General features: G+C 61.9%; 18 protein-coding genes. 13 read left to right on the top strand and 5 right to left on the bottom strand.

What is annotated here, in order from left to right; all coding sequences use genetic code 11:
* Positions 1–7: 7 nt before the first annotated feature.
* The 6 genes from ACEE43_RS07600 to ACEE43_RS07575 all read left to right on the top strand — a co-directional run bounded on the left by ACEE43_RS07600 (position 8) and on the right by ACEE43_RS07575 (position 6,641).
* Positions 8–940: an aldose 1-epimerase family protein gene (locus ACEE43_RS07600; RefSeq protein ID WP_377128414.1), complete on the top strand. Its 933-nt coding sequence runs from the start codon at positions 8–10 to the stop codon at positions 938–940.
* A 389-nt stretch (positions 941–1,329) separates the two neighbouring features.
* Positions 1,330–2,349 (top strand): agmatinase, encoded by a 1,020-nt coding sequence (gene speB, locus ACEE43_RS07595; RefSeq protein WP_449107715.1) that lies wholly within the window; start codon positions 1,330–1,332, stop codon positions 2,347–2,349.
* Between the two features lie 2 nt (positions 2,350–2,351).
* Positions 2,352–3,623 (top strand): aminotransferase-like domain-containing protein, encoded by a 1,272-nt coding sequence (locus tag ACEE43_RS07590; protein WP_449107661.1) that lies wholly within the window; start codon positions 2,352–2,354, stop codon positions 3,621–3,623.
* A 193-nt stretch (positions 3,624–3,816) separates the two neighbouring features.
* Positions 3,817–4,548, top strand: coding sequence for a glycerophosphodiester phosphodiesterase family protein (locus ACEE43_RS07585; RefSeq protein ID WP_449107660.1), 732 nt, complete (start codon positions 3,817–3,819; stop codon positions 4,546–4,548).
* Between the two features lie 114 nt (positions 4,549–4,662).
* Positions 4,663–5,037 (top strand): hypothetical protein, encoded by a 375-nt coding sequence (locus ACEE43_RS07580; protein WP_237199268.1) that lies wholly within the window; start codon positions 4,663–4,665, stop codon positions 5,035–5,037.
* 110 nt (positions 5,038–5,147) lie between these two features.
* On the top strand, positions 5,148–6,641 hold the full coding sequence (locus ACEE43_RS07575) for a DUF1846 domain-containing protein (protein WP_449107659.1): 1,494 nt from the start codon (positions 5,148–5,150) through the stop codon (positions 6,639–6,641).
* Between the two features lie 101 nt (positions 6,642–6,742).
* Here the strand turns inward: ACEE43_RS07575 and ACEE43_RS07570 are convergent, their stop codons facing one another.
* The 3 genes from ACEE43_RS07570 to ACEE43_RS07560 all read right to left on the bottom strand — a co-directional run bounded on the left by ACEE43_RS07570 (position 6,743) and on the right by ACEE43_RS07560 (position 10,736).
* A complete protein-coding gene (locus tag ACEE43_RS07570; RefSeq protein WP_449107658.1) occupies positions 6,743–7,144 on the bottom strand; it encodes a cupin domain-containing protein in 402 nt (133 codons plus the stop codon).
* Between the two features lie 84 nt (positions 7,145–7,228).
* Positions 7,229–7,846, bottom strand: a complete 618-nt coding sequence (locus ACEE43_RS07565; RefSeq protein ID WP_449107657.1) for a lytic transglycosylase domain-containing protein — start codon at positions 7,844–7,846, stop codon at positions 7,229–7,231.
* Between the two features lie 49 nt (positions 7,847–7,895).
* Positions 7,896–10,736, bottom strand: coding sequence for a multicopper oxidase domain-containing protein (locus ACEE43_RS07560; protein ID WP_449107656.1), 2,841 nt, complete (start codon positions 10,734–10,736; stop codon positions 7,896–7,898).
* A 199-nt stretch (positions 10,737–10,935) separates the two neighbouring features.
* On the opposite strand from ACEE43_RS07560, the gene ACEE43_RS07555 reads away from it, so the two are divergent.
* From ACEE43_RS07555 to ACEE43_RS07525, 7 genes are all read left to right on the top strand, one after another.
* On the top strand, positions 10,936–11,439 hold the full coding sequence (locus ACEE43_RS07555) for a DUF456 domain-containing protein (protein WP_237209743.1): 504 nt from the start codon (positions 10,936–10,938) through the stop codon (positions 11,437–11,439).
* Positions 11,440–11,457: 18 nt separating this feature from the next.
* Positions 11,458–11,925, top strand: a complete 468-nt coding sequence (locus ACEE43_RS07550) for a hypothetical protein (protein WP_449107655.1) — start codon at positions 11,458–11,460, stop codon at positions 11,923–11,925.
* A 6-nt stretch (positions 11,926–11,931) separates the two neighbouring features.
* Entirely contained in the window at positions 11,932–13,209 is a 1,278-nt protein-coding gene (locus ACEE43_RS07545) for a glycosyltransferase 87 family protein (protein WP_449107654.1), read from the top strand.
* 145 nt (positions 13,210–13,354) lie between these two features.
* A complete protein-coding gene (locus ACEE43_RS07540; RefSeq protein WP_449107653.1) occupies positions 13,355–14,014 on the top strand; it encodes a hypothetical protein in 660 nt (219 codons plus the stop codon).
* A complete protein-coding gene (locus ACEE43_RS07535) occupies positions 14,004–14,729 on the top strand; it encodes a hypothetical protein (RefSeq protein WP_449107652.1) in 726 nt (241 codons plus the stop codon). Before ACEE43_RS07540 ends, ACEE43_RS07535 begins: the two co-directional genes overlap by 11 nt.
* A 60-nt stretch (positions 14,730–14,789) precedes the next feature.
* Complete coding sequence (locus tag ACEE43_RS07530) at positions 14,790–15,917, top strand: CPBP family intramembrane glutamic endopeptidase (RefSeq protein WP_449107651.1); 1,128 nt, start codon at positions 14,790–14,792, stop codon at positions 15,915–15,917.
* Between the two features lie 10 nt (positions 15,918–15,927).
* Positions 15,928–17,232: a M18 family aminopeptidase gene (locus ACEE43_RS07525; RefSeq protein WP_449107650.1), complete on the top strand. Its 1,305-nt coding sequence runs from the start codon at positions 15,928–15,930 to the stop codon at positions 17,230–17,232.
* 217 nt (positions 17,233–17,449) lie between these two features.
* Here the strand turns inward: ACEE43_RS07525 and ACEE43_RS07520 are convergent, their stop codons facing one another.
* On the bottom strand, positions 17,450–17,815 hold the full coding sequence (locus tag ACEE43_RS07520) for a GNAT family N-acetyltransferase (RefSeq protein ID WP_449107649.1): 366 nt from the start codon (positions 17,813–17,815) through the stop codon (positions 17,450–17,452).
* 68 nt (positions 17,816–17,883) lie between these two features.
* Entirely contained in the window at positions 17,884–18,339 is a 456-nt protein-coding gene (locus ACEE43_RS07515; RefSeq protein WP_237186266.1) for a carboxymuconolactone decarboxylase family protein, read from the bottom strand.
* Positions 18,340–18,353: the final 14 nt, after the last annotated feature.

Raw genomic sequence — 18,353 nt, 5'->3', positions numbered from 1 at the left:
GACCCCCATGTCCACCTCCACCCAGAACCAGCCACAGGGAGCCGCAGTCACCCTCAAACACTCCGGCTACCAAGCAATAATTACCGAAGTCGGTGCCAACCTCTCATCGCTCACTTCCCCCAAAGGGCGCCAGCTCGTACTCCCCGCCCCACCACACAAAATACGAGAAGCCGCCCGAGGCGCCCTCCTCGCCCCCTGGCCCAACCGCATAGCAGAGGGCCGATACACCTGGAAGGGCGCCGAGTACCAGCTGCCCATCAATGAACCCACCCTTAGAAATGCAATCCACGGACTCGCTGACTGGACCCGCTGGGAACTCAACCAAGCAATTAACACCCCCGACTCATCATCAGTCACTGCCAATCTCCACCTAGTACCCCAACCCGGCTACCCCTTCCACCTCAAACTCACCGCAACCTACACCCTCACCGCCCAAGGGCTCACCACAACCTTCACCGCACTCAACACTGGAGAAACAACAGCCCCCTACGCCCTCGGCGCACACCCCTACCTCATGGCAGGCACAGAACAGGAAACCCCCGGCGCAGTCGACTCATGGAACCTCACTGCTCCTGTCTCTACCTACCTCAAGGTCAACGAATCCATGATTCCTACCCAGGAACTCCCCCTCACCGAAGACCTCAATCTCGCAGATACACTCCCCCTCAAGGGCATAAATCTCGACCACGCCTTTGGAGGAATCCAAAAAACTGCTGGAGAAGCACACATCGTCCTCACCGCTCCCAACGGTGAAGCCACCCGACTAACAATCGGAGACGGTATCGAATGGTTGCAGTTCTATACAGACGGAACTCAGCGGCGAGCCCTTGCTGCTGAACCCATGACAGCCCCCGCAAACGCCTTCAACAGCGGCACAGACCTCATTGAACTAGAACCACACCAAAGCCACACCAGCTGGTGGCGAATCCAAGAAGACTAGGGGCAAACCGGCTGCATATAAAAGTGTGGGACTTTGCGTCATAGTGCCCTCATATTTTTTATGCCCGCCCTGCTGCAAATTTATGCACCCCCGCCCCTATCCTGAGCGGTAAGGACGCTTGCCCTCGCCCGGGTGCCCTCGGCGGCTTGGCATAGCTTTACTAGCACCTGAATAAGTATCGGTAGAGCATGTCTGCCAGCTGGAGAACCTGCCCCGCCGCTGCCCCGCAGGCGGGTTATAGTGGTAGCGATTCTAGTGCGCCCGGCCACACTAACACCGGGCCCAGCCCGCACCCAACCTGCCCCGCGCACTAAGCCAGCTACCCGCGTCCTAACCCTCTTGGAGAACCCGTGACTCAAGCCTTCTTCTCAGCTGACCCCAACCGCGTCATCGCCACCGGAGCCGACGGCGTCGAACGCGTCGGCCCCGTCAACGCCGCCGAAGTACCCCGCTGGGCCGGCCTTGCCACCTTCGCCCGCCTGCCCCGCCTAGACGAGGTCGAGAAAGCCGACATCGTCGTGGCCGGTATGCCCTGGGACTCTGGCGTCTCCTACCGCCCCGGCGCCCGCTTCGGCTCCAACCACGTGCGCGAATCCTCCCGCCTACTGCGCCCCTTCAACCCGGCTGCCAACATCTCCCCCTTCAAGGAAGCCCAGGTGGCCGACGCCGGTGACATCATCGGCAACCCCTTCAACATCGAAGAAGCCCTTGCCATGTTCGAGGCAGGAGCCCACGAACTGACCAAGGACGGCGCCCGCCTGGTCACCATCGGCGGCGACCACACCATTGCGCTCGCCAACCTGCGCAACCTGGCCAAGAAACACGGCAAAATCGCCCTGCTGCACTTTGACGCCCACCTGGACACCTGGGACACCTACTTCGGTGCCGAATACACCCACGGCACCCCCTTCCGCCGCGCCTTCGAAGAAGACCTGCTCGACACCGACGCCCTCTGCCACGTAGGCACCCGCGGCCCCCTCTACGGCACCGAAGACCTTGAGGACGATGCCCGCTTCGGCTTTGGCATCGTCACCAGCGCGGACGTCTACTACCTGGGCGTGCAGAAGGTCGTTGAGCTCCTGCGAGAGCGCATTGGCGATAAGCCACTCTATATCTCCATCGACATCGACGTGCTCGACCCCGCCCACGCCCCCGGCACCGGCACCCCCGAAGCAGGCGGCATCACCTCCCGAGAACTGCTGGAAATCCTGCGCGGCCTGCGTGGGCTCAACCTGGTGGGCTCCGAGGTGGTGGAAGTATCCCCGGCCTACGACCACGCCGAACTGACCGGCATCGCCGCCGCCCACACCGTCTACGAACTCATCTCCCTACACGCCGCCGGTGTGGGGGCTGAGCCGACCTCACCGGCGTCCGGCGTCGCCGACATTACCTACGGCGGCAAGGAGTAACCATGAGCAAGATTGCAGCCCTACTGGCCGAAGCCAACCCTGCCGAAGCCCGCATCATGCGCCACTTCGCTGACCGCGCCGCCGGGTTCCGCCCGTCCGCTGTGCGTGACGTCTTTGAGGTGGCCATGCGCCCCGGCATTATTTCCCTGGCAGGAGGCAACCCCGACCTAGACCTGCTACCCCTCGACCGACTTGGGGCTATGAGCGCCCGCATTATCGAAGAAGAGGGCCTGGAAATCCTGCAGTACGGCTCAGGTGCCGGCCTTGAGGCCCTGGCCGAGCTAGTCTGCGACTTCATGGAATCTGAGGGCGCTCGCCCTGCCGTCGATGACATTCAGATGACCGCGGGTTCCCAGATGGGTCTGGACCTGGCCACCAAACTCTTCGTCAACCCCGGCGACGTGATCCTGGCGGAGGGCCCCACCTACACGGGCGCCCTGGGTGTCTTTGAGGGCTACCAGGCGGACGTCCGCCAGGTACCCCTGGATGCGGATGGCCTCGATCCCGCCGCCGTCGCTCGGGCTATTGAGGCGATTCGGGCTGAGGGTAAGCAGGTTAAGTTCCTCTACACCATCCCTAACTTCCAGAACCCCACCGGCATTTCCCTGTCGGATGAGCGCCGCGCCGAGCTGGTGCGCGTCTGCCGTGAAGCTGACGTGCTGATCGTTGAGGATAACCCCTACGGCCAGCTCTCCTTCACCGGGGAACGCCGCCGCTCCCTCTACTCGCTTGACCCCGAGAACGTGCTCTACCTGGGCTCCTTCTCGAAGGTTTTCTCGCCCGGCGTGCGCGTGGGCTGGATGGTCGCCCCCTTCCGCGTGCGGAAGTTCCTGCAGATCGCGGGTGAGGCCGTGATGATTTGCCCGTCGGTGCTGTCGCAGCGCCTGGTGCTGGGCTTCATGAGCGAGGGCCTGTGGGAGTCCCATACCCGCGCCACCGCTGCCCTGTATGAGGCCCGCTGCAAGGCCGTGCTGGACGCCTGCGAGAAGTACATGCCCGAGGGCACCACCTGGACGGTACCCGAGGGCGGCTTCTTCACCTGGCTGACCCTGCCCGCCGGCGGTAAGTACGAGGATGCAACGGACGCCCTCGCCCCCGCCATCGAGGCCGGCGTGGTCTTCATTCCCGGCTCGGCTTTCTATGAGCCGGTGGTTGGTTCAGATGGTGTTTCGCGGAACCCCGGCGCTAACCAGCTACGTATCGCCTTCTCAGCCATCGAGCCGGACGCCCTGACCGAGGGTGTGAAGAGACTTGCTGAGGTTTTGAAGGGCTAGAGTTCTTTGCCGAATGCGACCTCTTTTCCCGAGCGGGTGTTCAAGCGTCACCCGCGCGGGAAAAGAGGTCGCATTCGTCTGTGCAGGGTTCTTGGGCTGTGTGCAGAGTTTTCCCTGCACACAGCCCAAGAACCCTGCACAGAGGCCTATGGCGGGGCACCTTTCGTTAACCTCCCTGCCCCATACTGGTGCCATGCGTATTTTTGCTCACCGCGGGGCGTCCGGAACCCGCCCTGAAAACACCCTCGCCGCCTTCACTGCCGCCGCTGACTCCGGCGCGACCTGGGTCGAAACCGACGTTGACATCGCCGCCTGCGGCACACCCGTCCTGCTGCACGACACCGACCTCGACCGCACCACCAACCTCACCGGCCCCCTCTACGGCTACACCGCCGAGCAGCTTTCCGGGGCGGACGCCGGCGCCTGGTTTTCGCCCGACACGGCGGGGGAGGCGGTGCCCACCCTGGCCCAGCTGATTGAGCTGGCCAATGAACGCGGGCTCAACCTCAATATCGAACTGAAATCTAACGAGCAGGGGGCAGGGCGTTCCCGCCTACTCATCGATAGAGTAATCGAAGAGCTAGCCCACCTGCAGTCGGAGCGGGAGGTGATCGTCTCCTCCTTCAACCACCTGCTCCTGGCCGAGTTCAAACGCTGCGCCCCGCAGTATGCGGTGGGGGCCCTCTTCGTCACCGAGATGTTCCAGCCTGACTGGCGCTCCGTTCTAGAACTCATCGACGCCAGCGCCGCCCACCTGGAAGACCGGGGCCTGACCCGCGCGACCGTCCGCGCCCTGCGCGAAGCCGGGTATGAGGTTAACGTCTGGACGGTCAACAGCCCCGCCCGCGCCAACGAGCTCAAAAACTGGGGCACCACCGGCGTCTTCACCGACTACCCCGAGCGGCTGTTGCACCTAGAGAAGTAAATCATCTATACCCCCTTGATTTTTCAATCAAGGGGGTATAGATTTTAAAAATGAGCAAGCGATAGAAGCTTATTAAAATACTGCCGCCTGAGGCTCATGACTGGAGGTAGAAAAATGCAAGAAATTAAAGCAACAGCCCGTAAGGACGGACGCTGGTGGCTGGTTGATATCCCTAGCCTCGACAGCGCAGGTCAAGCTGCCAAACTTGATGATGTTGAGCGCGCTGCCCAGGAAGTGATTGAGCTGGTGACCGAGCAGAAGCCCGGTAGCTACAGGTTGCTCATTGACTACATCATGCCCGCAGATATCAGGATTATCTGGGAAGGCTCAAAAGAGCGCGACCGTAAAGCTCGTGAGGAGCAAGCTATTGCGGCTCGGCTGGCTCGGCAGACCGTGCAAGGGCTTCTTGACCGCGGGTATAACCAAAAAGAAACGGCAAAGCTGCTCGGCCTATCAAATCAGAGAGTTAACCAACTGACCCACAGCTAGAGAAAGCGTGCAGTAAATTCCACCGGGGTACTGTACGTGCCCGCCCTCACCGCCGCCACGCGGTCGGGGCGCGAGCGTCCGCACCCTTGGGCTTGATAGGCTTGAATTCCATGGTGAACAAAATTGGCTTTGACCGTGAGAAGTACATCGAGATGCAGTCTCGACACATCCAGGAGCGCCGCGAAGAAATCGGCGGCAAGCTCTACCTCGAAATGGGTGGCAAACTCTTTGACGACATGCACGCCTCCCGTGTGCTACCCGGCTTCACACCCGACAACAAGATTGCGATGCTGGAGCAAATCCGCGACGAGGTAGAGATTCTCATCTGCCTCAACGCCAAAGACCTGCAGCGCAACAAAATCCGCGCTGACCTGGGCATCACCTACGAAGATGACGTGCTCCGCCTGGTCGACGTCTTCCGTGAGCGCGGCTTCCTGGTCGAGCACGTGGTGCTCACCCAGATGGAGGATGACAACGCCAAGGCCGTTGCCTTCAAGCAGCGCCTGGAGCGTCTGGGTCTGAAGGTTTCGCGTCACCGCGTCATTCCCGGTTACCCCACCAACACCGACCTGATCGTGAGCGAGGAGGGCTTGGGCCGCAACGAGTTCGCTGAAACCACCCGTAACCTGGTGGTTGTTACCGCCCCCGGCCCCGGTTCCGGCAAGCTAGCAACCGCCCTGTCGCAGGTCTACCACGAGAACAAGCGCGGTGTGAAGGCTGGCTACGCCAAGTTCGAGACCTTCCCCATCTGGAACCTGCCCCTGGAGCACCCGGTTAACCTGGCCTACGAGGCTGCCACCGTTGACCTTGATGACGCCAACGTCATTGACCATTTCCACCTGACCGCCTACGGTGAGTCCACCGTCAACTACAACCGCGACGTTGAGGCTTTCCCGCTGCTCAAGGTGTTGCTGCAGAAGATGACCGGCACTACCCCCTACCAGTCGCCCACCGACATGGGCGTGAACATGGCCGGTAACTGCATCACTGATGACGCCGCCTGCCGTTATGCCTCTGAGCAGGAGATTATCCGCCGCTACTTCAAGGCCCTGGTGGACGAGGCCCGCGGCGGCCTGGATTCCACCCAGTCAGACCGCGCTGCTGTGGTTATGGCTAAGGCCGGTATCAAGGCAACTGACCGCCCGGTTGTCACCCCCGCCCGCCTGCGCGAAGAGACCACCGGCGCCCCCGGTGCGGCGATCGAGCTGGCAGATGGAACCATCATCACCGGTAAGACCACCGACCTGCTTGGCTGCTCGGCTGTTGCCCTACTCAATGCGCTCAAGCACCTGGCAGGCCTGGACGACAACAAGCACCTGCTGTCGAACGAGGCCCTGGAACCCATCCAGCGCCTGAAGACCCTGCACCTGGGTAGCCAGAACCCCCGCCTGCACACCGACGAGGTGCTGATTGCCCTCTCAACCTCTGCGGCCCACGACGAGGATGCCCGCGCTGCCCTTGAGCAGATTAAGAACCTGCGTGGCGCTGACGTACACACCACCACCATCTTGGGCTCGGTGGACGAGGGAATCTTCCGCTCCCTGGGCATGCTGGTCACCTCTGACCCCAAGTTCCAGAAGAAGGCCCTCTACCAGAAGCGCTAGGCTTCCCCGGTAGGGCTTCTGAGTAAGGACGCCGCCACCCGCTTTTCCTGCCTGAGGGCAGGGGAGCAGGTGGCGGCGTCCTTGTTGAAGGTGTATCGGGTCTAGCCGGTGTAGGTGGCCTCGTCGACGGGTTCGCCCCAGTTAACGAATTCGCCCTCCTCGTTGAAGGGGGTGACGGCGATGTGGGTCATGGGCCCGTCGCTGGTGGCTCCGTGCCAGTGGTTGACGCCCGGTTCAAAGAAGAAGGCCTCACCGGGTGTGAGGGTCTGGGGTTCCTGGCCTTCGAGCTGGTAAATGCAGATGCCGGAGGTCACCACAATAAGCTGGCCGACGTCGTGGGTGTGCCAGTTGGTGCGGGCTTCAGCCTCGAAGGTAACGGCTAGCGACTGGAGCTGGCTGCTGGGTGCCAGCGGGTGCATATATGCTTGGCCGGTGAAAGAACCGGCAGGGGCGGGCTTGCCCTGCGGGAAGAGCTGATCTGAGGGAACGGACGAAGCGGTCACGGGAATCTCCTTAATGGTTAGGTTTTCCCATTATCGCCCACAGAAGCCAAAACATGTATAACAGATGTTTATTTTACGGCTCCCCTAGCGCACCAGGGTAGCCTGCTTGAAGCTGGGGTCGGGTGCGCAGGTCACCGCGTATTTAGTGGCGGCGAGCTCGTCAATTTTGACCACGTAGTTTTGGGTCTCAAAGTAGGGTGGGATGCCGCCAAATTCCTCGACTGCACCGGGCCCGGCGTTGTAGCCAGCTAGAACAATATCCTGAAGCGAAGTTTCAGCCGAGGCATAGGGGGCTAGGCGCTCCGAAAGGTAGGCCAGGTAGCGACCCTGGGCGGCGATGGAGTCTTCGGGGCTGTTGATATCGCCCTCGCCCCAGATGTCCCAGGTGTCTTGGGTGAACTGGGCTAGACCGTGAGCGCCTGCGTGGGACTGGGCGGTGGTGACCCAGCCTGATTCGGTTTCGAGCTGGGCTGCCAGCACGCCTGCGCGGAAACCGGAAACCTGGGCGGCAGCTTCAATGTCGTCCCGCAGTTCTGTGGGGGCGTAGGTCAGGTCGGTCTGCCCGCAGTAGTCCTCGTAGGTAGCAGAAAGCCCCACGACACCGGCCGACATCAGCACCGCCGATGCCACAATCTGCCAGTGCGCGACCAGCCCCGCGCCGATGCGCAGGGCGAGGTTGGGCTTGGTGCGTTCACTTGTCATCAGGTCAAGACTACTGGAAAACTTTCTTGCCCGCACAGGCGCGCTTTTCTTATTCTCCGGTGACGACAATCTGCCCGCGGGCCCCGCGTTCGGCGGCGGCAAAGTTGTGGTTGACGAAGGTGTAGGTGCCCGGTTCGGCAAAGACCATTTCGACGAAGCCGCCCTGGGCGGCTGAAAGGTCGAGGGCTTGGGCGCCGCCCCCGCTGGAACCAAATGCGTCTACGCCGTCCTGTAGTAGGTAGCCGCCTTCCTTGTAGACCGTGTCGAACTGGCTACCCACCACATGGAAGCTCAGCTCCCCGTTGGGCCCGGCATTGAGCACCCAGATGCGCACGCGCTCGCCGACGCGGGCGGTGAGCGGGTCGCGTAGGTACTGGGTGGCGTGGCCGTTGAAGAGGGTGAGGGTGGGGGTGCCAGCGGCGAGGCCTTCGGGGGAGATGTCGGTGAGGACGCCCTCGCCCGGGTCGGTGGTGGACGTTTGGGTGCTCGTGGTTTCGGTGAGGGCTACCTCTGACTGCACCAGCAGGTATTCGCGGTCGACCTGGGGCAGGTCGGCGGGGTCGATGATGACCGCCCCAAACATGCCCGTTGCCAGGTGGGTACTCATGGGCATGGTGGAGCAGTGGTAGAGCCAGATACCCGAGCGCACGGCTTCAAAACGGTAGGTGAGAGATTCACCGGGGGCGATGGTGCGCATAACTTCGTCGGGGGAGACGGTTCCGGCGTGGAAGTCTACCGAGTGCCCCATGCTCCCGTTGTTGACGAGTGTAATTTCAAAAATATCACCCACGCGCCCGCGCAGGGTGGGGCCCATGTAGGAGCCGTTGAAGGTCCAGGCGTTGAGATTGACCCCGGGGGCGATTTCACGGGGGAGCTCCTGCACATCCAGGGTCTGGCGGTGCACGGTGCGACCGTCGATGCTTTCACCGTCGGCTACGGGAGCCAGGGTGGCGTCGCGGGTCTGGTAGCTTTCAGAGATATCGCCCTGCAGGTCAATATCGGTGGGGGCTAGTACCGAGTCGGTCACCCCGCCGGTGCTGTGCCCGGCGTGGGCTGAACTGTCGGCGGCGCTGGTGCCCGCCTGGGCGGCGTCCGCCCCGCTTGCTACCACCGTGAAGGTCATGCCCATAGCCTTGTGCCCGACAACCGAGCACCAGCCCTCTAGGTCACCGGTGATGATGCCGACGTCCACGCTCTTGGTTGCCCCGGGGTCGATGCGGCCGGTGGTGGCTCCGTTGGAGAAGGTGAGGTCGTGGGCGTTCTTGGTGTCGGTGTTGGTGACCTCAATGACCAGGCGGTTGCCTGCCGGTACCTCTGCGGTGTCGGGGGTAAAGCGCATGTCGGCGGTGGCTTCGACGGCCAGGGTGGTGGTCTGGCCGGTGGCACTCCCGGCGGACGATGGCGCGGCAAGTCGTGCGCGTGCCGCCGGGTCAACCGCGACCCCTAAGGCTACGATCAGAGCCACAGCCAGGGCACCGATGAGGGCATTACGCAGGTGGGGTACGGGAGTCGGTGTGAGTGCCTCGGGGTCGGGGGTGGGGGCCTCGCCGCGGGCCCGGGCCTGAATCATGGCCTTGCGCGCACTGACGGAGGCCCGCACCCCGCGCATCATGAGGGGGATGAAGGCGAAGAGGGTAAAGGCTCCGAGCAGGGAGACGCCGGTGCGCACCCAAGAGCCGGTGAGAGCAACCGGCAGGATGAAGATGAGCAGGGAGAGGTTGACCATGACGGTGCGGCCCGCCGCGAAACGGTTGAACTCCTTGTTGGCGGCGCGGACGGCCTTGGGGCCGCCGCCCATACGGGCAGGCAGTAGGCAGGTCATGGCACCCAGCAGGGTTTGGGCTAGAAAACCGGCAACAAACATGGGGGTGACCGGGCGCAGGGTCAGGGAGTCAAAGGGGGAGGTTGCCACCAGGTAGGCGGAGAAGAGGACGCCGACGGTCAGCCAGATCATACCGGCGGCTACTGAGAAGGTGGCGTAGTCGGAGGGTTTCTTGGCGGTGGTGGTGCGCACCATCAGGGTAAGGACGAGCGCCAGGGCGGCTGCGTAGAGAAGCAGACCGGCAACGGCCAGCCAGGTAAGGCCGATAAGGGCACCTGCCACGGTGAGCCCCAGCCCCGTACACAGACCTGCCAGGGCGCGGGTAGAGCGGGCAACGGCGTCCGGCACCATAACCGTGCGCAGCATGGTAGGCCAGAGGGTCATCAGGGTACCCACCACCGTGATACCCACAAAGCCCAGCACATTGATAGCCTCGTGGGCCAGCAAAAGACGACCGTGCCAGGTGGCACTCAACCCGTCATAGGCCAGCAGGGCACCAAAAGTAGCACCCACCGGCAGAAGCCAGGAGGCCGCAATGTAATAGCGAATCGTCACCCCAAAGCGGGCAGGTAGGGCAGCACGCATCTGCTGTAGCAGGGCAACCCCGTGCCAGGTCACCGCAGCGCCCACGCCCACCGATCCGAGCGCCGTCAGCGGGTAGAGAGAAAAGACCACACCCACCATCAGCACCACCATCGAGGCGTTGAGGGCATAGATACGGGCCAGCTGCACCGGTCGAGCGGTGTCGGGGAGCTTGTGCTTGAGCAGGGCCTCGGTGAAATGCTGGGACCACACCAGAATCGAGTTGGTGATGAGACCCAGGGTGACCATGTGAACCATCAGCCAAAGAGACTCTGGAACCCACCGGTGGGTCATGAGCACAATGAACAGGGCGAACATCCACAGGGACACCGGCTTAGAAGCCCTGCGGTGCCAGGTGCGGCGGCCGGTGGCGATATCGCGGGCCTGCCGGTCGGTGATAGGTGCGCCGGGGGCATCGAGCGGACGCGTCCCCAGGGTCAGCTGCTCGCGGTAACCGGGGCGGGGGGCGGCGTCCTTATCTGGCATCTCTACTCCAAAACTTGTATGTGTAATGCTGATTATATCAGTGTGGTTTTACGATGAGATAGCTAAGCATTGGGCATACCTCTGCCTATCGACCCTCTTGCTCCTCGCCTGGGGGCTCGTCGCAATTCACGCCAGCCCCGGCCAATAGGCTTCGGCATGCCCAATGCTTGCCAGTAACCGCACCGGTAAACTGAACAGTATGACCCTAGCTATCGTGATGACCCTTATCGCCGTCGTCCTCATTGCCGTCGGTATTGTCGGTATCGTCTACCCCATCCTGCCCGGCTCCTTCGCCGTGCTCGGCGGTGTGCTGCTCTGGGGGCTTACCCTGCGCGGGCCGGAAGGCTGGTGGCTCCTCGGCCTAGGCCTTCCCATCATGATTGCGGGCATGGCCGCCCAGGCCCTACTCACCGGCAAGACCCTCAAACAGCGAGCCATTCCTAACCGCTCTATTCTCTGGGGCGTGCTCGGCGCGGTAATCGGCATGTTCGTGATCCCCGTCGTCGGCCTCTTCGTCGGCTTCGCGGTAGCCCTGCTGCTCAGCGAAACCGTGCGCAGCCAGGGCGATATCGCCACCTCAGCACGCAGCACCCTGGCCGCCCTCAAATCAATGGGCATCGGCATCCTCATCGAACTCGCCGCAGCCCTCACCACCGGCACCATCTTCACTATCTGCGCCATCACCTACTTCATCACCGCCTAGCCGGTAGACTGGTTTCCCGTGAAAACACTGCCTGCCTCCCTCATCCTTGCCGCCACCGCCATCGTCCAGGCCCTCGGTATCTTCCGCTACACCGAAGACACCATGGCCCTCTCCGGTCAAATCTTCTTCCCCGTACTCTTTGCGCTCATGGCCATCTACATCACCTGGCGCAACAAAGAAAACAACGGCGCCTTCCCCCTCGCCCACATCATCATCGCCGCCCTCGCCGTCGTAGCCCTGGGCGCCACCATCGCCGGGTGGAGCGCCAGCCTCTATTACTTCTACCCCTCCTACTACGTCTTCTACGCAGCCCTCGGCCTGCTCGTTCTCGAACTCGCCCTGCGCATCGCCGCTCTGCCCAAGAAAGCCGCCGAGGAACGTCCTGCCAAACGCCTACCCGGCCGCGCCAAAACTAAGCGCGGCACCAACCTGGTAGCCGTCCGCAAAACTGCAGATCAGGACGCCGCAGCCCCCACCGAAAAGTAGCCCCAGGTGCCCCTCTTCAGCCTCACTACCCGCCTGCCCGCCCGGCACATCATCTGGCCGGCCCTCACCGGCATCTTCTTCCTAGCGGTCATGCAGTGGCACATCCGCCACTCCATGATCCTCAACGGCCAAGACTTCGAGGTTTACCGCACCGGCGCAGGCGTAGTCTTCGGCGACCTCTACCCCGGCAAGACCCTCTACAACTACTACCTCGAAGACGGGCAGCCCATCACCCTGCCCTTCACCTACCCGCCCTTTGCGGTCATGGTCTTCGCCCCCTTCGCTTTCCTGCCCCTATGGGCCGGTGCCGGGGCTATGACCCTCCTGGCCGTCCTGGCAGCCCTCTGGATCTCGGTGCTGATTCTTAACCACGCGCGCGCTCGCGGAATCACCGTACCCGGCGAGGCTCTGCTGGGTAGCCGCTCGACGGTTGTAGTGATGGCTACCTGCATCACCATGTTTAGCCCCTGGGACCGCGGTATTGGCCTAGCCCAAATCAACGCCCTAATCCTGCTGCTGGTGCTCATCGACCTGCTCCGCCCAGCCACCCGGGTGCCCCGCGGCGTGCTCATCGGTATCGCTGGCGGTATCAAACTCACCCCGCTGGCCTTCGGCCTAATCCTGCTCATGCGCCGGGACATCAAGGGGGTGCTTACCCTGGGCGTCACCTTCGCAGCCACGGTCGCGGCAGGGTTCATCTTCATGCCCGCCACCGCCCGCGAATTCTGGTTCTTCGCCATCTCAGACCCCTCCCGCGTGGGCAACATCGCCTATGTCGATAACATCTCCACCCTGGGCTGGCTTCTGCACCTGGGACTTGCTGAAGGGCCGCTGCTCTCGGCGTTGCGCTACGGCCTTATTCTGGCCCTGCTGGTGGGCGTAGCCTACCTCATTCCGGTGCTGCACCGCCACGGCATGGTGCTCTCCCAGATAGCCCTCAACGGGTTTCTCATGATGGCCATGTCGCCCATTTCTTGGTCCCACCACAACATCTGGCTACCCCTGCTGATTGCCGCCTTCTGGCTGGATGCTTTCCCCACCTTCTTCGCCCTCGCCCCCCGCGCGGTTCGCCTACTGGCCGGTGCCCTAACGATCATCGGCTTCGCCGGGCTCATCTACGGGCCCATGCGCATTGGCATTCGCCTGGACCCCACCACCCACAACCTCGACGAGCTCAGCCAGGCCGCCCTGGCAGCGTCCTCTGCCCCCATCATCTGCCTCACCGCAGCGGTGCTGCTCTGGGTCGCGGTTGCGGTGCGCTACCGGCGGGCGCTCGCCAGCTAGTTTTCTGCCCTCAAGGCCGTGTGACGTGCAAGTTTTCATAAGGACGCCTGAAATTTAGGGGAGTAAGGCGGTTTAACGCTTTGAAAGCGGAACCTAAACGGAGAGAGATATTTCATAACTATGCCGGCTTCGGTACAATTATGAAATGATAACCGTTGAAGCTTACTCCCAAAAAGCAGGCATAACCCCCAGAGCAGTGCGATCCAAAGCTCAGCGTGGGCTGATAAAGGCACATAAATTTGGAAATCAGTGGGTTATCGAAGAAGATCCCTCACCTGCTGAAAAGTTATCTGCTGGTCGCCCCCTCTCAACTCGGGCTTTTAACGACTTAGCTCTTATTGCTGACAATTTTTCCCCAGAACTTCCACCTCAGCGCAAGCACCGGGCTAAACAAAGACTTCAGCAGCTAAAAGTAGAAGGCTTTAGCCGTTTTCTTGGTTTTGCTCGTAGAACAGATCTCGATGTGCAGTACTTCTTGCTCTCCCACCAGGAGATTGCTGAACTTTCTCAAGAGCTTGCTTCACAGCTCACCGGCGTTAGTAACCCGCTAGCAGGAATAAACGGAACTCTCGTTGATGCCTACGTATCCAGGGAACAGCTAGAAGATATCGTACTTTTCTACTCTCTATCTCCAGCAACGAAAGCACACCATAATGTACGGCTTAGAGTAGGGGATGTACCTAAGAACATCTCACGTCTGCATATTGCCGCTGATCTCTATGAGGATGCTACTCCTCGTTCACAAACTCGTGCGCGGGAACTTTTTGCGCAAGTAATGCAACAAGGACTCGGCCATGGAGACTAACGTCGTTAAAATCAATGCTCTTAGTGAAGCTGAAAAAGAGACCTGGTGGGCTCTCTTTGATATTGCCCTCCAAATGCCAGATGGGTGGGCGATAACCGGTGGAAGTCTCATGAGACTTCTTCTTGAAGAAAGGCGGCACCTTGGCGCGCGGGCAACAAACGACATCGACGTTGTGCTTGATGTAAGAGCCCGTCGTGCAAATGTCTCCGAGTTTTATGAGGCTCTTGACCGGGTTGGTTTTTCTGTAGATGGACATAACGCAAGCGGGCAGAACCATCGGTGGGTGCGAGGCCGAGCTCAGATTGATGTTCTTGTTCCCTCTGGGTTGAGCTTGAGGACGCTATCGTGGAACTACCCGGGATTTGGCAAGCTTTTGCCCACGCGGGGAGCCCAATTCGTTTTATTTGATGTCGAAAAGGTGCTGGTGCAGGTGAACGAGCGTCAAGGCACCGTTAACCGCCCGACAGCATTAGGAGCTTTATATGGGAAATGCTCTGCACTTTTGAATAATGGGGATACTGATAAAAGCCGTCACCTTGCAGATATAGCTCTGCTGAGTAAAGTTCTCAGTGTAACGGAGCGAAGACGCATAGTTGGGTTAAGCGGTAAACAAAAATATCGACTAAAAAAAGGAATTCAGGGTTCGTTGAGTGCGTCTTCAGATGCTGAGTCAGTTGAATCGCTTAACCGGTTGCTTAAAATTCTCGAGCGTTAGACCTGTGTAAGAAAGCCCTTCCTCGGTTTTCTCTGTAAACCTGCCCTGTAGGGTAGAGGCATGAGCACACCCAACGACCCCCGTATTCCCTGGCAGACACCCGCCCCCAACCCACCGCAGACTGTGGCACCGGACTACGGGCCGGCGTCCGCCCACCCGCTAGCAACCCACCCGAACCCGGTGCCCCTGCCGCCGGTCGGCTGGCGCCCCGGCTATCGGCAAGAGAAGCAGAGTCTGGGCTACCACCGGCTTTCCCACGCCGACCCTAAAGGTGCCTGGTGGAAGCCCCTGGTTGAAGCCGTCATCGGGGTGCCTCTCTACCTGGTGCTCTCCCTGCTGCTGGTTGTTGCCTTCTTCTTCGTGCTCCTGCTGGGCCTTGACCCCGCTCTGCCCGCTGACCCCAGCTACCTCATCCTCGCTGCGAGCCCGGGAATCCTTGAACAAGAGGCCCTGCGGAGCCCCGCCACGTTCGTCTTTCTCTTCGGGTCTGTAGCCCTCATGTTCCCTGCCCTCTGGCTTGCCCGCCTGATTCTGGGGCCTAAGCCCTGGGGCCTGATTCACTCGGTCGCCGGGCGTATGCGCTGGGGCTGGCTGGCTACCTGCTTTGGGATAGCAGCCCTGCTCATTGTGGCCCTGCCCCTCGCCTTTGATACGGCTCTGGGGGCCCGCTACGTTCCCAGCACGACCCTGCCGGTGAGCGGCCTCATCGCTATGCTGGTCGCTATCGCCCTGGTGGTGCCGGTGCAGGCTTACGCTGAAGAACTGGTCTTCCGCGGTTATCTCATGCAGACCATCGGCCGCTGGCTGAAACACCCCGCCTGGGCCATTGTGATTCCGGCCCCGCTCTTTATGCTGGGGCACCTCTACGACCTGTGGGGGCAGCTCTCTGTACTGGTCATGGGTCTTGCCGCCGGGTACATTACCTGGCGTACCGGCGGGCTCGAAGCGGCGATTGCCCTGCACGTGGTCAACAACCTGCTGGCCATGAGCTTCGGTGTGCTGGGCATGGCCGATCCCTTCCTGCAGGAAGGTTCCACCGTGGGCATGTTTATCTCGTCGCTGGTGTCGAACGGCCTGTTCGTGCTGGTCGTTATCTGGGCGGCGAACCGTCGCGGGCTGGAACGCGCCCGCCCAGCCCTGGTCTGGGTCAAGGAAGGCCACCCTGAAGAGCCGCAACCTGTCCGGTAAAATGTGGTCTATGACTCTTTCACAGACCTTCGATGCCCGAACCAACATTGATGATTTAGCCGCCTTCGTCACCGCGTCCCCCACCTCCTTCCACGCGGCGGCCGAGGCCGCCCGCCGCCTGACCGCTGCCGGTTTCACAGAGCTGAGCGAGCAGGACGCCTGGGGTAGCACAGCTGCGACCGGCAAGCACTTTGTGGTGCGCGACGGGGCCATCATCGCCTGGGTGGGCACCGAAGCCCACGAAAGCTACCGGGTGCTGGGCGCCCACACCGACTCCCCGGGCTTCAAGGTCAAGCCCAAGTCCTCCGTACGCACCCTGACCTGGAACCAGGTGGGGGTCGAAGTCTACGGCGGGCCCCTCCTCAACTCCTGGCTCGACCGCGAACTGCGCCTGGCCGGGCGCCTCACCGTCCTGGTCGACGGGGCACTCGAAACCCGCCTGGTCGCCACCGGGCCAATCGCCCGCGTCCCCCAGCTCGCCATCCACCTGGACCGCGCCGCCAACGAGGGCCTCAAACTCGATAAGCAGGGCAACCTCTACCCCGTCTGGGGCTTCGGCGACTCCACCGGCGACGTGCTCGCCTACCTGGCCGAACGTGCCGATGGCGGGCCCATCGACCCCGAAACCATTGTGGGCTACGACCTCATGTTCGCCGACTCCGCCGAACCCCGCGTCTTCGGCGAAAACAACGAGCTCTTTGCATCAGGTCGCCTGGACAACCTCAGCTCCGTCCACGCCGGCCTCACCGCCCTCATCCGCTACGCCGAGGCCGGGGTAAAGTCAGCCCAGACCGCCGTGCTCGCCGCCTTTGACCACGAAGAAATCGGCTCAGAATCGCGCTCCGGGGCTGCCGGACCCTTCCTTGAGGACGTCCTGGTTCGGCTCTCCGAAGCCCGCGGCGAGTCCGCCGAAGCCTACCGCCGCTCTATCTCTGAGTCGGTCTGCCTCTCCTCGGACGCTGGCCACCTGGTGCACCCCAACTACGCCGGGCACCACGACCCGACCGTCCGCCCCGTGCCCGGCGGCGGGCCCCTGCTCAAAATCAACGCCAACCAGCGCTACGCCACCGACGCCGTCGGCGCCGGAATCTTCGCCCAGGCCTGCGCCCTGGCCAAGGTGCCCTACCAGGAGTTCGTCTCCAACAACAACGTGCCCTGCGGCTCCACCATCGGCCCCATCACCGCCACCCGCCTGGGTATGCGCACCGTGGATGTCGGCGTCGGCCTGCTCTCCATGCACTCAGCCCGCGAACTCACCACCGTAGCCGACATGGCCCACCTGACCCGCGCGATTGAGGGGTTCTACCGGGTCTAACACGGAAAGAAGCGACGAAGGTTCACGCTCGCTGCCGACCCTCTCGCTGGTTCGCTAGCTGGCTCGCAAGCTCGCCAGATTCGCACCGAGATTTATTTTCCTCGCACGCTCGGAATCTCGGTGCTCATCACCAGCGATTCACGCCAGCCCCGAGCCAGCAGCTTCGCTGTGAACCTTCGTCGCTTCTACGTAAATGTTTAGGCTGAGTGAAGGCGTCTTAGCCACGCACTGCCTTCGCTAAAAAGCGCAGGTGGGCAGGTTCGGGCTTGCGGGTCTTATCGGCGTAGTCGGGGTGCTTCTCCACCCAGCTCTTGATGTAAGGGCAGACAATGACCGGTTCGTACCCGGCTTCAATGGCCTGGTCGAGGGCGCTTTTGACGAGCTTGGATGCCAGCCCGTGCCCGCCGAATTCTTCCTTCACCACCGTGTGGGGGAAGATACGCTGGTTGACCCCGCCTTCGGTGTAGGTGAAGAACTGGGTGAAGCCAACCGGGCTGCCGGAGCTGTCGGCAAAGATTTCGTAGGCGCCGCGGCCGTCCTCGTCGCGCTCAGCAACACGCGGGTTCTCAAGGGTTGCGTTCATAGGGAAGTCCTTTCGTTGGGTCTACCTACTTCAACCGTGTTCCCGTTCAGGTATTCCCGGGTGGGTGGCTAGGCCGGGTGCTGCGACATAATCGAAATCCGGTTAGCTGCGTTCATAGAAATCGCTAGCCACTGCACGGCACTGTACTGCTCGTCAGTGAGCACACCCCGGGCGTAGGTGCGGGCAAAGTCGCGGTCCTCGGGGCAGGGGAGCTTGGTAACGGTTTCAGCCAGGAAGAGCGCCGCCTTTTCAGTGAGGCTGTATTCGCTGCTTTCCTCCCAGACGCTCACCAGGGCCCGACGGTTCTCGCTCAGACCCGCCTTGATGGCTCGCTTTGTGTGCACCTTCAGGCAGTAGGCGCAGCCGTTAATCTGCGAGATACGCAGGCAGACCAGTTCGATGAGCTGGTCATCAAGGCCCGCTGCGCGGGCTGACTCGCCTGCCTGCTTGCTCAGTGCACCAAAGGCTGCCCAGGCTGCCGGGTCGGATTTATCGAGATAAAACTCTTTGGGTGTATCAGACATAGCACCAGCTTACT

This window comes from Rothia sp. 11254D007BW (genome assembly GCF_053548195.1).
The sequence above is the reverse complement of the archived record's forward strand: the minus strand, read 5'-3'. Positions and strand labels throughout refer to the sequence as shown.

What these genes read in the sequence shown, in the direction of transcription:
- ACEE43_RS07600 (WP_377128414.1), top strand. Translation starts at nt 8, where the DNA reads ATGTCCACCTCCACCCAGAACCAGCCACAGGGAGCCGCAGTCACCCTC.
- ACEE43_RS07590 (WP_449107661.1), top strand. Translation starts at nt 2,352, where the DNA reads ATGAGCAAGATTGCAGCCCTACTGGCCGAAGCCAACCCTGCCGAAGCC.
- ACEE43_RS07585 (WP_449107660.1), top strand. Translation starts at nt 3,817, where the DNA reads ATGCGTATTTTTGCTCACCGCGGGGCGTCCGGAACCCGCCCTGAAAAC.
- ACEE43_RS07580 (WP_237199268.1), top strand. Translation starts at nt 4,663, where the DNA reads ATGCAAGAAATTAAAGCAACAGCCCGTAAGGACGGACGCTGGTGGCTG.
- ACEE43_RS07575 (WP_449107659.1), top strand. Translation starts at nt 5,148, where the DNA reads ATGGTGAACAAAATTGGCTTTGACCGTGAGAAGTACATCGAGATGCAG.
- ACEE43_RS07565 (WP_449107657.1), bottom strand. Translation starts at nt 7,846, where the DNA reads ATGACAAGTGAACGCACCAAGCCCAACCTCGCCCTGCGCATCGGCGCG.
- ACEE43_RS07560 (WP_449107656.1), bottom strand. Translation starts at nt 10,736, where the DNA reads ATGCCAGATAAGGACGCCGCCCCCCGCCCCGGTTACCGCGAGCAGCTG.
- ACEE43_RS07555 (WP_237209743.1), top strand. Translation starts at nt 10,936, where the DNA reads ATGACCCTAGCTATCGTGATGACCCTTATCGCCGTCGTCCTCATTGCC.
- ACEE43_RS07540 (WP_449107653.1), top strand. Translation starts at nt 13,355, where the DNA reads ATGATAACCGTTGAAGCTTACTCCCAAAAAGCAGGCATAACCCCCAGA.
- ACEE43_RS07535 (WP_449107652.1), top strand. Translation starts at nt 14,004, where the DNA reads ATGGAGACTAACGTCGTTAAAATCAATGCTCTTAGTGAAGCTGAAAAA.
- ACEE43_RS07530 (WP_449107651.1), top strand. Translation starts at nt 14,790, where the DNA reads ATGAGCACACCCAACGACCCCCGTATTCCCTGGCAGACACCCGCCCCC.
- ACEE43_RS07525 (WP_449107650.1), top strand. Translation starts at nt 15,928, where the DNA reads ATGACTCTTTCACAGACCTTCGATGCCCGAACCAACATTGATGATTTA.
- ACEE43_RS07520 (WP_449107649.1), bottom strand. Translation starts at nt 17,815, where the DNA reads ATGAACGCAACCCTTGAGAACCCGCGTGTTGCTGAGCGCGACGAGGAC.
- ACEE43_RS07515 (WP_237186266.1), bottom strand. Translation starts at nt 18,339, where the DNA reads ATGTCTGATACACCCAAAGAGTTTTATCTCGATAAATCCGACCCGGCA.